The following is a 14,749-nucleotide window of genomic DNA, read 5'->3' as shown; positions in this document are numbered from 1 at the left end:
TCTTTATACAGTTAATCCAGATTACGACTCACTGTATTTATGTTTGCCATCACTGAAGGATTTTTAATCACATAGATAAATCATTTACTTAAGTTTTAGTTGTCACTGATATCGATTCGATTATTTAATCAGCAGATTACATTTCATTCGTATGGATCATTTTCGACCGAATCGATTATAATCATTCCGTTTATTTGCTTACCTATAGATATCAATAAAAAAACTGCTTAACAGCTGAAATATCTGTTAAGCAGTTTTTGACTTTTTAGTTCTTACTCATTATTTCTTATAATACAGTGTTCAATACTTCTCTTAAAGCACTTGTTGATTTGCTGAACATTGCTTTTTCTTCTTCGTTGATGGATAATTCAACAACTTCACGAACACCATTTTCGTCAACGATTGATGGCACACCTGTAAAGATATCTTTTTCGTTGTATTCACCAGTTAAGTAAGCAGATACAGGCAATACAGCTTGTTCGTTATTCAAGATAGCTTTTACGATACGTGCAGTACTCATACCAATACCATAATAAGTTGCTTTTTTACGATCAATGATCTCATAAGCAGCATTACGAACTTTATCAGCAATTACATCTAATTCGTCTTTTGCGATACGATGATCTTTTTCTACGATTTCAAAAACTGGTTTACCACCAACAGTTGTATGTGACCATGCAGCAACTTCTGAATCACCATGTTCACCTAAGATATAGCCGTGAACGCTACGTGGGTCTACTTTTAATTTCAATGCGATTTCTTTACGGAAACGAGTTGTATCCAATGTTGTACCAGTACCGATAACACGTGATGTTGGCAGGCCTGATTCGTTCCAAGCGATATATGTCAAAATATCTACTGGATTTGAAGCAACAACGATAATTCCGTCGAATCCTGATCCCATGATTTCTTTGACGATTTGGCGCATGATTGACGCATTTGTCTTAACTAAATCTAAACGAGATTGACCAGGTTTTTGGTTGATACCAGCTGTGACAACAACGATATCTGCATCTTTGCATTCTTCATAACCGCCTGACCATACAGCAACGTTTTCATCGCCCCAAGCCATACCATCTAAAAGATCCAGTGCTTCCCCTTCTGCTTTTTCTTGGTTCACATCGATCAAGACTAATTCATTAGAGATTCCTTGGTTGATCATTGCATAAGCGATACTTGTTCCAACAAAACCTGTACCGACGATTACTACTTTACGACTTGTTTTTTTCATGAATAAACAGCTCCTTTTTCATAACTATTTGTTACTTTCATGGAAATTATAGTCTTGTTTATTCATTTTATCAATATGTTAATTATAATAGCTGTTATTATAATTTTTGATGGAAACGAATTCCTAAATACGTACAACAGATAACTGATAAACGATTACACCCATGTACCCTGCCAACACAACTAAAAGTACTAACGCTATCACTAATGGAGCTACTTTAGCTCCACCTTTATCAAAGCTATACTTTTTCCTTGTACGCTTTAGAACTGAAAATAAAACCAAGCCAAAAATAATTAACCATAATAAAAAGCCAATCGCACCTAAAATCAATATCCCTTCATTTACGATTGCAATCCCTATATCCATTTGCTCTGCTCCCTCATTGTCACATCTAAAGTTTTGTTTTGTTATAAACGTTTTTCTTTACTTTGTCCGTATCAGTCAATCCTTTTTCATAATTTTCTTGGATCGTTTTCTTTTGTATTTTATAGGATGCAGCTAACTGTCTTTTAAATCGGCGTTTGTTTTTTCGTATACTGGTGCCTTTTAGATATTCATAGAACTGTTTGACGATAAAAATGAACAGATAGACGGCAAAAAAAGTGGATAATCCGTATCGGATGAGATACATAGCAACGAAGGTGGCAAAAATACCAGTTCCTTCATTTTGTGCTAAGACAGCAAATTCGCTTAAAAAAGTTATGATAAATGCAAAATTTCCCATGCTTCACCTCATTGTAAATAGTAAATAATTGCCGTATCATCCTTTGATTTCTTTAAAGAGATAGAAAATATCACTTACGATAGTTTTTATATTGCTGCTGCTTCTGAAAACCCTTATTACTAGGTGCTTTACTCTTCGTACTTGAACTTGCGGACATCTTTTTGCTCAACAGAACAGTTAATAGAATCACGAAAAAAAGAGCACCTAATAATACAAAACGATACTTAGACAAATACATAGCGAACGCAGAAAATAAATCAGTTTGTCCAACAACGCTGTAAGCAGCTAAACCACTCAACCAAGCCTTTACCATTTTCATCTCCTCCTCCCTTCTTCAATCACATTATCTAAAGGATACAATAAAAGAAGTTTAAAAAAGAAACTGCTTTTTCTTATTTATGAAAAAACTGTTCCTTCTATATGTTTATTGGAAGATAAGAAATGAGTACACTAGTATCGGATATACCTTATGATATGTACCAAACAAAAGCCTATCTGTCTGACTAACCTATTGAAATGAGTGAATATTATTAAGAATAAGTCCAATGGTTCATCTTGGATAAAGTATGTCTTTTTGAGTGTCCTCTATTTTTTTCTGCCACGTATCCAATTAACAATGGATTCCCATCTCTGGACGCTAATCTTCCAAATTAGAAAGATCAGCGTATCTATCATCACTGTATGCTTACTAGTGAGTATTTATCAAATGAAGAGAAGGCACAAGTGGAAACAGCCACTACTAAAACATCTATTTATAGCAACTTATCTCCTATATAGTGCCATCAACTTTTTCCTGCTTCTCTTGATTGAGTTTAGTTAATACGCGGGTAAGACTTTGAATAGTCTTATCTGTTTTTTACATGTCAGACTGTTCTTCTTATCGGGGGTTTCTCCATTCATTGGGCGTACATGTTGAATACTTTTTGAATAATTTGAATAAAGAAGTGGTTTGTTTATATCCGATGCGATTAGCAATCTCTTCCAACGAAAAACTCGTTTCTTGAATCAATTCCAATGCAAAGTCAAATTTTTTTTGTAGAACCAGTTCTTGAAAAGAAGCATCAAAATACATTTTCAATTTATTACTAAGATAGACCGGATTGTAGCCAAAATGAGCCGCTGTTTCTTTTAACGTACAAGAAGTAAAATGCTTATCGATATAATCCAATATACCAAGCATCTCGTTTTCTGCGTATCCATCTGCTGACGAAAAGGTTTGCTGTTCTAATAAATGAGTCAATTCGATTAGTAGTAGTGATATATATAGGTTTAGTGAACGGATTTTATGACTGTATGTATCAAAATAAATCAACAGCATATTTTCAATCAAATGCGTCAAACGACTCGTTTTTCCGCCATGAAAATGAATGAATTGCGTATGTTCTCCCTTTTCTTTTGCTGCATTGATCAAAAAAGAAGAAAGCAGATTATTGGTGCTTGCCAAATGGTTCAATATTTCTGTAGATAAGGTCTCTTCCTTTAATAAGATGTTGATTAAAATATCCTCTTGCCCTGTGTATTCAATTCTTTGAGTAGCTTCTTTATCAATGATTACCACGTCACTTTCTTCCATATCCACCCTTTCCCCATTGATGACCTGTGAACATCTTCCGCTATACATATAATTGATCTCAACAAAATCATGTGTATGCTCAGGAACTTCCGCATATCGACGGTGTTTACTGATATGAATATTTCCGTTTTGAAATAAATCTCCTCGGTGGATTTTTGGTGGTGTCTGAAGATGATAAGCTAAGTTTAAGTCATTGACATTCTTTCCTTGTTCACGCTGCAGAGTTTCGATTGATTCTTCATTACGCAAAAAAGTGTCTAATTCAGCTAGTTCCAATTGACTTCCTCCTTCTTGTAAGCAGTTTCTTTCGCTTATTAGTTTACGCTGTACTGCAATTATATGCAAAGCTATTTTGGGTTTCACAAAGACTTTCTATGGTTGGGACATGAATTTCCTGTGGTTCCGCTATTGAGTGAAGAGCTACTTCATACTATATTTTTGACAAGCGCTTACAAAAAGTGAAAGGAATATGTGTATGAATAAAAAAATGATGAAATTTTCTCTACTGTCAGTCTCTCTTATTTTGACTTCTGCTGGTGCGGTCACATCAGCGATTCCCAGTATGTCAGCTACTTATACCACGCGTTCTTTATCTGCTGTTGAATTATTAACGACTGCTCCATCTTTTATGGTCACTATTTTCGTTTTGTTTAGTAGTTTTATTGCTAGGAGAATCGGACAAAAACAGACTGTGATCATCGGGTTAGTGATTGCATCGATTTGTGGTGTCCTCCCCCTCTTCTCGCAAAGTTACAGTATCGTCTTAGCTTCACGAGCTGGGCTAGGTATTGGCTTCGGATTGATCAATTCTTTGGCAGTCAGCATGATTGCTGCTTTTTATCACGGAGATGAACGTGCATCTATGATTGGTTTTCAAAGTGCATTTCAGGGATTTGGTGCAGCTCTAATGACATTTGTTGCAGGACAACTAGTACAGTTCGGCTGGCAATATACTTTTTTAGTCTACGCCATCAGCTTACCTATTTTAATCTTGTTTGTTTTGTTTGTTCCTAGACCTGAAACAACTAAGATTCAAGTACAAGGAACAGCTTCAGCAAGACAAGTAATCAAAACAAATCCCCAAATGATTAGTTATGGTATTTTTCTCTTACTGATCATCGTGATATATAACGCTGTCTCAATCAAATTAGCCACAGTCTTGACGACCTATTCTCTAGGAGACGAAACCAATGCAGCGAATATCTTGACCATCATGCAGTTGGCAAGTATGGCCGCGGGAGTTTGTTTTGGCTGGCTTCAGGCAAAAGCATATCGTTATATGCTTACTCTTTCTTTACTACTGATGGGTATTGGCTTTGTATTGATTGCCAGTGCCATGAATCTGTATGTGATTGGATTTGGCGCGATTTTAACTGGGATTTCTTTTTCGTTATTCATTCCTTATTTATTCAACCAAGTGAGCATCCAAGCGCCTAAGCATGCGGAGAATTTCAATACCTCGATCTTACTAGTTGGCGCTAATTTAGGCACTTTCATTGCACCATATGGTTTGCTTTTCCTCTCTTTTGTTTCTCTTGGAAGTAAGACACTTGCTGTTTTCGTTAATGGCAGTATCTTGCTGTTGATTAGCGCGCTTGTTAGCGTTCTAGTGGTATACAGGACGAATAGAAAGTCAGTAATAAGAGTAGATGAAGAAATAAAAGAACAATTGACAACAAAATAATTTTGATGGAGGTCGCGCAAAATGACAAATGAAAAATCACAAAATAGATGGCTTTGGTATCCTGGAGACTTTGAGATCCGCCGTGGACTGCTACAAAATTTCCAACGAGAAGAACGAGGTTTCGACTGGCCGGCGTACTGGTACATGGATGATTGTCATCGGAACGTCAAGTTTAAGAGATATTACTTTCTTGATCATCCTTCCATGTTCAAAGTAACGATCCAAGGAGTTGGGTACGTAGAAATTAATGGGAAAAAGCATCCATCTGGAAAATGGCTGACTTGTCCGGCTGGCAAAGTAAAAATCCGGATCTTCGTTGGACATACATCTGGGCTACCAGCGATGTTTATCGAGGGAGATGAAATAAAATCAGATATCGGCTGGACAGCAAGCAACTTTATTGAAGAATACCCAGCTGGTTGGAGTCCACTCTATGTCGATATCGCTAAAGATCCAAATCAAATCTATTATCAAAAAGAATGTGTCCATCCAGTTACTGAAAGGGAAGTTAATGGAGGAGTCTTATTCGATTTTGGACGAGCAGTGAATGGCTGTGTAGAACTAATGTCTCTGGACGATCCTATCGAATCCATCACTCTATGTTATGGAGAGTCCGATGTAGAAGCTATGGATATCGAGTATTGTTACTATAAACAAATTGGAATGACAAGAAAAATGAAAGCTCGTAAACGCGCTTTTCGCTATTTGTTTATACCAGAGGTTTCTACTGGAATGGTTCAACTTCAAGTTTTTCATGAATTTTTATCTCTTTCGAAACAAGCTACTTTTTCAAGCGATTCTTCTTTATTGGATCAGATCTGGTCAGTATCAGAAGAAACTTTCAAGTTATGTAGTGATTTGTTTTTTATCGACGGTATCAAACGAGATCGCTGGATTTGGTCTGGAGATGCGTATCAATCATTCATGATCAATCAATATCTTTTCTTTGACGAGGAAATCAATAAGCGAACGATATTCGCATTAAGAGGACAAAATGAAATCAAGCAACATATGAATACGATTGTCGACTATTCGATCTTATGGCTGATTGGCATCGAAAACCACTATATGATGACGAAAGACTGCGAATTTTTACGCATTGTCTATCCTAAGATGCAATCCTTGATGAGGTACTTGATGGAACAAACGAATGAATTAGGGTTTATTTATGGAAGAGAAAAAGATTGGATCTTTATTGATTGGTCTGAAATGGATAAAGAAGGAACGCTTGCTGCAGAACAAGTCCTATTACTGAAAGCCTGCCACTCTATGATCACTTGCGGAGATATCTTAGCTGAAACATATGGAGAGGCTGAAATTTATCCTACTGATCTCTATCAAGAAAAATATCAGGTATTGAAACAAAACCTATTTGACTACTTTTGGGATGAAGAACTTGGCGCTTTTATCGATTGCTATGAATCTGGGAAAAGAAATGTGACGCGTCATGCGAATATTTTCGCTGTTTTATTCGATTTTGCTAACAAAGAACAACAGCAATCGATTTTAAAGAATGTCTTATTGAATGATACTATCACACAGATCACTACACCCTATTTTAAATTCTATGAACAAGATGCCTTATGCAAACTCGGACAGACGGAAATCGTCTACCAAACGATTCTTGATTATTGGGGAGGGATGTTATCTCATGATGCGGTAACTTTCTGGGAAGAATACGACCCTACTCAAACAGGAAATGAAAAGTACAGTATGTACGGAGATCCTTATGGAAAAAGCTTATGCCACGCATGGGGAGCAAGCCCAATCTATCTTTTAGGACGCTATTTTATCGGTTTGTATCCAACAAAGCCAGGTTATGAAGAATTTATGATACAACCTAATCTAGATTCATTTGAAACACTGAATTGTACGCTACCTATCAAAGATGGAATGATTTCGCTGGAAAAAACAGAAGATAAGATCGTGATTACTTCTGATAGAACAGGCGGAACAGTGAAAATGAATGGTAAAAGTTATCCTCTTCTAGCAAAACAGCCACTTGTCTTAACAAGCCATTCAATAATAAATGCATAAAACAAAAAACTGCTTGCGACATATCAGAAAACATTCGATCGTCTTCTGATATTGTCCAAGCAGTTTTTATTTTGAAACTTGCTTAATTCTGTTCTTTAGAAACAATGCTTGTTCTTTTTCCGGCAAAAAGAAAGCTAGATAATACGACAAGTAAAAAGAAAGCGATGATTCCGACTGTCAATGCCATTTGACCGTATTCTCCTAGTTTCCCAAGTACAAGTCCTGGTACTAGATAATCAGTATCGGCAAATGTAGAAGAAGCGATTTTAAGATCTCCTAATACCGGAATGATAAATAATGGCAACCAACTAATCAATAAGCTATTGAAAGCAGAACCTAATACCGCCCCTCTTCTACCGCCAGTCGAGTTGCCGAAAACACCAGAAGCAGCTCCGCAGAAGAAATGGCCAACTACTCCAGGGATGATAACTGTAGTCTGTAAGCCTATCATGGCAAACATCGATAGTGTTCCTACAAAGAAGCTGACAAAAAAGCCAATCAATACAGCATTAGGTGCATATGGAAAAACGATAGGGACATCTAACGCTGGTTTAGAATCAGGTACAAGTTTTTTAGCGATTCCTTGGAATGCTGGAACGATTTCTGCCAACACCATCCGAACCCCTTGAAGGACGATAACAAACCCTGCTGTAAATGTTCCAGCTTGGATCAATGCAAAGATTACAGCATTATCTCCATTGCTTAATTCTCTTTCAACAAATCCAGGACCTGCTAATAAGGCAAGTGCGACATATACGATTGACATCAAGAGCATGATCGATACAGTAGAATCTCGCAAAAAACTGAAACTTTTAGGAATCTTTATGTCCTCCGTAGAGCGGTCTTTATTTCCAAAGAACTTACCGATCCACCCGCTAGACGCGTAACCGATATTGCCGGTATGTCCTAGCGCAACTTGGTTGTTCCCAGTAATGTTTTTCATGAATGGTTGACAAAGTGCGGGCGTAATAGTTAATAGTGTTCCTTCAAAAATCCCTCCTAATAAGATCATCCACACGTTTGCAGTAAATCCAGCGCTTACTAAAATGACTGCTGTCAGACAAGAAACATAAAGCATCGCTTGACCTGTAAGAAAAATAAATTTATATCTTGTGAATCGAGCAAGTAGAATATTCACGATCATCCCTACTAGCATGATCAAGGCAGTAGGTGTCCCGAATTGTTGTAAAGCAATCGCCACTACTGCTTCATTACTTGGAACTACACCTTGGGTATGCAGAGCCGTTTGGAACATCGAAGCGAAAGGGGTTAATGAATTACTGATCAGCCCAGCACCGCCAATCAATACTAAGAACCCGACAAATGTTTTAATGGTTCCTTGGATCACTTCTGAAAATTTCTTTTTTTGCAGAACAAGCCCAAGCAGTGCAATCAGAGAAACGAGGATGGAGGGCTGACTGACGATTGAAACAAACAAATTCAACAATTTATCCATTGATATTTCCTCCCTTGAATCATTTTTATTCTTTTGACAAAATCTGTTCTACTTTTTCTTTTACTTCATCACTATCGATGATCGATTGCAACGGCACAAGTTTTTCATCCGGTATAGAAGTAAGTGTATCTTTCAAAGAATGTTCAATGAAGAAATAATCCGCCATATCGCTAGATACACTCCCCACATCCGTATGACTTACTTCGAAATCGTCCACATCTGCTCCAAGATCTGCAAGAGCTTGTTTGATGTTCATCTCTACCATAAAACTTGTTCCTAATCCACTTTGACACACTGCAAAAATTTTCATGTTATTCGTCTCCCTTTTTTATGATTGCTAGTATTTCTTCTTTTGTTGAGGCTTGTAATAGTTCTTGAAGATTTTGTTTATTAGAAAGCAGCTTGGTTAAATTTGCCAACGCTCGAAGATGTGCCTCGTTATCGATAGCGGCTAAACAGATAAATAAGCTGATGGGGTGAGCAGGATCATCGATTAGATCAACTGGTTGTTGAAGTTTCAGCAAAGACATCCCTACTTCGTTTACGCCGTCTTCCGGACGAGCATGCGGCAGTGCGATGTGGTCGCCGATGTGGATAAACGCACCATACTGCTCCACACGTTCAATCATCGCTTTGATATAACTCTTCTCTATTTTATTCTTTAATAATAGTGGCTGTGCGGCAAGTGTGATTGCTTCTTGCCATTTTTTTGGTTGATCGGATAATTGGATCATTTCTTCTGTTAATAATTCAGATAGCATAGGACGTTGATCCTCCTTCTTTTCTAAAAGTTTGTTCATTTTACGATTTAAGACTTGATAGAGCTTTTCTTCATCTACACCTTCTTTTAATTCGATATATGGAAGTAGCGCAGCTAGCAATTCTTGAGCAGAAGGCATGGAGAATCCTGGTATCAGCCAATCTCTTTGTACTTGATTGATCAGCTGGTTTTTTTCCAAGTCAGTCATGATTGGTTGTAGGACATACAGTGACTTTTTCTTATTCGTAAGCGTGAGAGGCACAGTAGAAAAAACAATATCGTAAGAAGTTTCATCAACCTCGTGCAAGCGATCAGCTGAATTGGTCTCTGTAAAAAGGATCATCGGGAATAATTGCTGAAGTTCGCTTTTTAAGATCAATGAAGAGCTAATGCCACTTGGACAGACGATCACGGCTCTTATTTTTCTGTTTCTTTCTTCTTCATCTACTTTTCTTATTTCTCCGCCGAATAGTATAGTGAAAAAACCAACCTCTTCTTCAGGGATGCTCTTCCCTATCCGTTTTTCTAACGGACGCAATGCTTTTCTTGTCATTTCATAGATGGTAGCATATTGATGTTTGATTTGATCAATCATCACATTAGGCAAGTAAAAAGAATAAGAAATACGAAAATAGGCAGGTACCAAGTGATAAAAGACATTCATCAATAATTCACGAAATGAATCAAATTCTATGGCCATCAGGAATTCCATGCGATGGATGACTTCTGAAGAACATTCCAGCAAAAAATCAAGCGCAGGCTCCTGGATATCTCCTTCAACAATGGAGGCTAAGCAAAGAGAGAAAAATAGAATCTCTGACTCTAGATGTTCGGAATAGCCTAAGCCAGTCAATACATGTCGACTGATGTCATTGATTGCAAGAGAAGCTAAAAGTTCAGCATCTTTTACCTTTTCTACAGATATTTTCCCCATTCGATTAGTGGTCAAACTTAAATAATACGCTAACTCATCCATTCGATTGGGTGCAAAGCGTAGATCTGATAGAGAGATTGTGTTATCTAACAAATCTCTAGCTTTTGCATAACAATCAAGAGAAAGCATTGCGTTTAAATACGTGAGACCAAATCTTCCAGCAAGCGATTGCATTAAACGAGCGGTGCGATTTTTTGCTTCCTTTCTCAATATTACTTCTGCCCCCAGTAGCCTAAAGCCTGCTTTTCTAGTATATGTCAGCTGACATTCTTCCCCTTCTAATTCCTTTCTTACTTTTTTGATATCCGATAGGACTGTTCCTTTAGAAACCTGAAGAAAGTCTTGAAAATGAAATACAGAAATAGGTATGGTATTCGAATAGACCATCAAATAAAGAAGATCTCTACGCTCTTGTTCGGTGTACACCGCTTCAAAGCGAGTGATATTCACGTATTTTTCTGCCCAGTCGATCGCTCGAAATTTTTTCAGACGGATATGGGTCTCATCCATATATTCGGCAAAGGGAGCTAGTTGGTTGATTGCCTCGTCTATATTTACTTCGATGATCTCGGCTGCTTTTTCTAGACTGATTTCTCTGGGTGTTTTCAGGAGATAACTAATTTTGTAATTCACAGCGCTGTTCACCTCCTATTTGTATTCTAGTATGATACCGCTTTTAAAGCGAGGATTGTTTGGTACAACTTACAGTTAGATTTTTTTTACGACTGTACTAAACGACCTCTATCGAGTTACATAAAAAAAGCAGGTGACCAAATGGCTCCCTGCTTTTATGAATTAATGATGATCGTGTTTATTTTTTGAAGTCAGTTCTTCAAATTTTTCTTTGACCTCTTCAACCGCTTTTTCGATATCTTTTTCGAAGTGATTAGGTTCGTTAGATTCTGATTCTTCTTCTACGGAATTTGAACCAGATAAAGCTGTTTCTTTGTTTTCTGTTTCACCGGAGTTTGTACCAGCTAATGATTCTTCTTTATCTTCTGTTTCACCAGAATTAGTACCTGCTAAAGCTACTTCATCTTCCGTTTTAGGGGCCATTGAACCTCTTAATCGTTTGTGTTTTTCACCATCATAATTTGTCATATTGGTTCCTCCTAGTAATTCTATACTTTTTCATCGTACAATAAGACAGTTTGTGCGTCAAAAAACAAACCCGATTCTTACAAATATGTCATGTTTTCATCTTTTATTTTCTGATTCTTGAATGCCTTTGATTCCTTCTTCCAAAATTTTCATCTGTAAGATTGTTTCTTCATCTTTAATGACTTTTTCAGCGCCATTGACTAATGTCTCGTAAATGCCTTCGTAGACGCGACTATAATCACCGACCTCGGAAATCACTTTTTCTTCATGATAATCCCCTTGTTCATCTATATAAGTCAATACACCGTAGTGTTCGGGCAAGTCGATCCCAAAGTCTTCATGATCAGGCATATAAAACATTTTAAGGTGTTCTTCTTGCCGATCTTTCGTTTGTTTCACGAACATCCCCTTTTTTCCATAAACGACGAAACTTGGACGTTCTTTTATACGGAAATAACTGGATTTTATCGAAATTTTCATGTTTCCGTAGAAAAAGTCCAAATCGAAGTAATCATTCATTCGTCCTTTCCCTAATAGTTGACGAACATCATAGAGGATATCATCTGGTTCGCCGAAATAAGAAAGAACTTGGTCTACTGTATGACAAGCATGTCCATATAAATAGCTGTTTGCAGTAGAAAATTCATGTGTATTTTCTGGTACTTCCGGTCTGAAATAATCGTAATGCATTTCTACTTCTAAAATATCCCCTAATTTCCCGCTTTCGATTACTTTTTGGACTGTCAAGAAGTCAGAATCGAACCGTCTGTTTTGGTAACATTGGATAAATAGCCCTTTTTCTTTTGCTAATGCAAATAACTCTTCTGCTTCCTTTGAGGTTTCTGCAAAAGGTTTTTCTACCAATACATTCTTTCCATGTTCAAGTGCCATTTTTCCATATTCATAATGAAATTGACTTGGTGTAGTAATGACAACTAATTGGATCTCAGGATCATTCCAAAGATCAGACAACTGATCGGTATATTCGATGTCTTCAAATGTTTCCCACACTGGTTTAGATGGGGAAAAAATTTTTTTGATATTGATTTTGTCCGTAAGTTTTCTTGAAAATGGCAAATGATAGCGATTTGTACTCTTTCCATTGCCGAGATAAGCGATTGTAAGCATGATTTGTGCCTCCTTTTATTGTTGTTTTCAGTATATCTTAGAAAAATATAGAAAGTGTCTATAATAGCTATTCTGGCAAAAAAGTTCAGAAAAACATTTGTTATCATTTGGTTTGGTGAAATTTATGTTCAAAGTAAGGTAAAAAATCAAAAAGAGAGTGGCGGAACCAAGCATTTATCAGTAAGATAGAATTTGGAGGTCAGATCATGCTTATTGAAGAAAAATTAACCAAACAAGAGTTGTTTACCACGACAGAGAAACGGATCGCTGATTATATTCGGAGGAATATCGAAGCCACAGTCTACATGACGATTGAAGAATTAGCAAAAGCTACGTATACTTCCCATTCAGCTATCATTCGTTTATGCAAAAAAATGGGCTTCAGCGGATTTAAAGAATTTCGTTTCGAACTAGGACGGGAAGTTCATCAATTGATTGCCCAGTTTAATCAAACGATTGATCCTAATTTTCCTTTTTCAAGTGAAGATAACACACAGCAAATTGCAAAGAAAATGGCAGATTTGTCGATCCAGTCAATAAAAAAAGCGCAATTGCAGATCGAGCATCAAGATTTGGAAAACATCAGTAAAGTATTGAACAACGCACAGCGAATTTTTCTTTTTGCAAAAGGTGATTCCCAAATCACGGCAAGGAAGTTCCAGAATAAAATGGTCAAGTTGAATAAATTTTTGATCTTGGCCGAAGAATATAGCGATTCTTCTTGGAATGCAGCCAATTTGACTAGCGAGGATTGCGCAGTTTTTATTAGCTACAGCGGTCGTATTCATCATTATGAACGGATAATGACCTATCTAAAGCATGTAGGAGCTCCAACATTATTGATTACCGGAAATCAGCATTCAGAAATGGCCAAACAGGCTGATATGTGTCTTGTTATATCGCAGGAGGAATATGATTTTGCTAAAGTAGCGACTTTCTCCTCTCAAATTGCCTTCGATTACGTATTAAATACGTTATTCTCAGTGATATATTCTCAAAATTTTGAAGAGAATATCCGCAACTTGAAAAACAAACAAGAATTGATGCAAAAAGGCCTTCTTAAAGAATATCGGAAAAATTGAGATAAGCTTTCTTTGATATCGTTATAAATATAGACTGGCTGAAGTTTTCTTTTTCAAACTTCAGCCAGTCTATTTGTTTACGCATTGATTTGAATATATCTATCATAGAAAAGAGACACAGTTACCTTCTGTTTCTTATTTTAAATGTCTGCCGAAAAAGATAAATAAGAAACAGAAAAATCAGTATACTTATAGCTATCAATCCGTACAGGAAGAAACGTTTGTTCTCAGATACTTTCTGTACTTCTTTCTGTACTTTTTTTGCATGATAAGGAATGCGATGCCCTCTGACAAGTAAGCGATGACTGTTGATCATATAAGGTGTACAAGTCAGTAGTGTCACGAAATCCTTCCCTTTTTCGATTCTCAGGTCTTTTGTATCAGTTGGTTCTACCGTCTTTATCTGATCGACTTGATAAGCAAGTGTCTGTCCGTTGATCTCGATATAGAAAGAATCACCGAAAGTCAGTTTTGGCAAGTCAGTGAACAACTTTGCTTGAGGCAGTCCCCGATGACTGGAAATAACGGCATGCGTACTTTCTCCCCCAGTAGGATAAGATGTCCCTTCCAATAACGAAGCGCCTTTTTCTAGCAGCACGGTATTTGTTTCGTCAAAAATCGGTAAATGGACATTGATTTCAGGAATCGTCAGAACGCCGATCGTATGTTTTTCAAAATAGGTTTTGTCCGTTTTCACTGGTTCCTTTTTCTTAGTAAAGGGATCGACACCGGGATTTCCTCCTTTTTTTGCTAATTGCTGGTTTTTCTTTGTCATGTCTTTTTGGATTTTGGCCATGACTGCTTCATTTTCTTTTACTGCTTGTTGCTGATAATGAGAGATGATTTGCTGATCTAGGTAGTTATTCAGCGCATCGCTAACGAATGGATAAGCCAAGACGCCTATCCCTGACAGAAGCAGAAGAATCATTAGCAGGTCTAGATAGTTCCTTTTCTTTTGTTTCATTTGTGTTCTCCTTGTGCTGACTAGTTGTTAATAAAAGAAAAAGGAGCAATTGCGTAAGCCACTGCTCCTCTTTCC

The 14,749-nt window shown here is 37.1% G+C and carries 14 protein-coding genes; 3 read left to right on the top strand and 11 right to left on the bottom strand.

Annotation, left to right across the window (positions count from 1 at the left end; all coding sequences use genetic code 11):
* Window positions 1–286 precede the first annotated feature (286 nt).
* From A5849_RS08505 to A5849_RS08480, 5 genes are all read right to left on the bottom strand, one after another.
* Entirely contained in the window at window positions 287–1,231 is a 945-nt protein-coding gene (locus tag A5849_RS08505) for an L-lactate dehydrogenase (RefSeq protein ID WP_002309279.1), read from the bottom strand.
* Window positions 1,232–1,354: 123 nt separating this feature from the next.
* Window positions 1,355–1,597, bottom strand: coding sequence for a hypothetical protein (locus tag A5849_RS08500; RefSeq protein ID WP_002309278.1), 243 nt, complete (start codon window positions 1,595–1,597; stop codon window positions 1,355–1,357).
* A 25-nt stretch (window positions 1,598–1,622) separates the two neighbouring features.
* A complete protein-coding gene (locus A5849_RS08495; protein ID WP_002309277.1) occupies window positions 1,623–1,955 on the bottom strand; it encodes a hypothetical protein in 333 nt (110 codons plus the stop codon).
* A 70-nt stretch (window positions 1,956–2,025) separates the two neighbouring features.
* A complete protein-coding gene (locus A5849_RS08490; RefSeq protein ID WP_002345094.1) occupies window positions 2,026–2,268 on the bottom strand; it encodes a hypothetical protein in 243 nt (80 codons plus the stop codon).
* A 564-nt stretch (window positions 2,269–2,832) separates the two neighbouring features.
* Complete coding sequence (locus A5849_RS08480) at window positions 2,833–3,777, bottom strand: AraC family transcriptional regulator (RefSeq protein WP_025476932.1); 945 nt, start codon at window positions 3,775–3,777, stop codon at window positions 2,833–2,835.
* 220 nt (window positions 3,778–3,997) lie between these two features.
* Here A5849_RS08480 and A5849_RS08475 point away from each other — a divergent pair, with 220 nt between their 5' ends.
* On the top strand, window positions 3,998–5,212 hold the full coding sequence (locus tag A5849_RS08475; RefSeq protein ID WP_172867967.1) for an MFS transporter: 1,215 nt from the start codon (window positions 3,998–4,000) through the stop codon (window positions 5,210–5,212).
* 21 nt (window positions 5,213–5,233) lie between these two features.
* Window positions 5,234–7,249 carry a family 78 glycoside hydrolase catalytic domain gene (locus A5849_RS08470; RefSeq protein ID WP_086310044.1) on the top strand — a complete coding sequence of 672 codons (2,016 nt, stop codon included), beginning with the start codon at window positions 5,234–5,236 and terminating at the stop codon, window positions 7,247–7,249.
* An 82-nt stretch (window positions 7,250–7,331) separates the two neighbouring features.
* On the opposite strand, the gene A5849_RS08465 is transcribed toward A5849_RS08470, so the two are convergent.
* The 5 genes from A5849_RS08465 to A5849_RS08445 form a co-directional block, all read right to left on the bottom strand.
* Window positions 7,332–8,705, bottom strand: coding sequence for a PTS ascorbate transporter subunit IIC (locus tag A5849_RS08465; protein WP_086310043.1), 1,374 nt, complete (start codon window positions 8,703–8,705; stop codon window positions 7,332–7,334).
* A gap of 25 nt (window positions 8,706–8,730) precedes the next feature.
* Window positions 8,731–9,015: a PTS sugar transporter subunit IIB gene (locus A5849_RS08460; protein ID WP_002309270.1), complete on the bottom strand. Its 285-nt coding sequence runs from the start codon at window positions 9,013–9,015 to the stop codon at window positions 8,731–8,733.
* A 1-nt stretch (window position 9,016) separates the two neighbouring features.
* Window positions 9,017–11,032 carry a PTS sugar transporter subunit IIA gene (locus A5849_RS08455; protein ID WP_002345096.1) on the bottom strand — a complete coding sequence of 672 codons (2,016 nt, stop codon included), beginning with the start codon at window positions 11,030–11,032 and terminating at the stop codon, window positions 9,017–9,019.
* A gap of 162 nt (window positions 11,033–11,194) precedes the next feature.
* Window positions 11,195–11,500, bottom strand: a complete 306-nt coding sequence (locus A5849_RS08450) for a hypothetical protein (RefSeq protein WP_002309268.1) — start codon at window positions 11,498–11,500, stop codon at window positions 11,195–11,197.
* A gap of 96 nt (window positions 11,501–11,596) precedes the next feature.
* The gene (locus tag A5849_RS08445; RefSeq protein WP_002309267.1) at window positions 11,597–12,628 is read right to left on the bottom strand and encodes a Gfo/Idh/MocA family oxidoreductase; all 1,032 of its coding nucleotides are present in this window, start codon (window positions 12,626–12,628) and stop codon (window positions 11,597–11,599) included.
* Between the two features lie 206 nt (window positions 12,629–12,834).
* Between A5849_RS08445 and A5849_RS08440 the strand changes: the two genes are divergently transcribed.
* On the top strand, window positions 12,835–13,710 hold the full coding sequence (locus A5849_RS08440) for a MurR/RpiR family transcriptional regulator (RefSeq protein ID WP_002309266.1): 876 nt from the start codon (window positions 12,835–12,837) through the stop codon (window positions 13,708–13,710).
* A gap of 121 nt (window positions 13,711–13,831) precedes the next feature.
* Here the strand turns inward: A5849_RS08440 and A5849_RS08435 are convergent, their stop codons facing one another.
* Complete coding sequence (locus A5849_RS08435) at window positions 13,832–14,674, bottom strand: class C sortase (RefSeq protein ID WP_002309265.1); 843 nt, start codon at window positions 14,672–14,674, stop codon at window positions 13,832–13,834.
* Between the last annotated feature and the right edge of the window lie 75 nt (window positions 14,675–14,749).

This window comes from Enterococcus sp. 10F3_DIV0382 (genome assembly GCF_002140245.1).
Taxonomy (GTDB): Bacteria; Bacillota; Bacilli; order Lactobacillales; family Enterococcaceae; genus Enterococcus_B; species Enterococcus_B lactis.
Note: the sequence above shows the minus strand (reverse complement) of the source record. Positions and strands in the feature narration are given on the sequence as shown.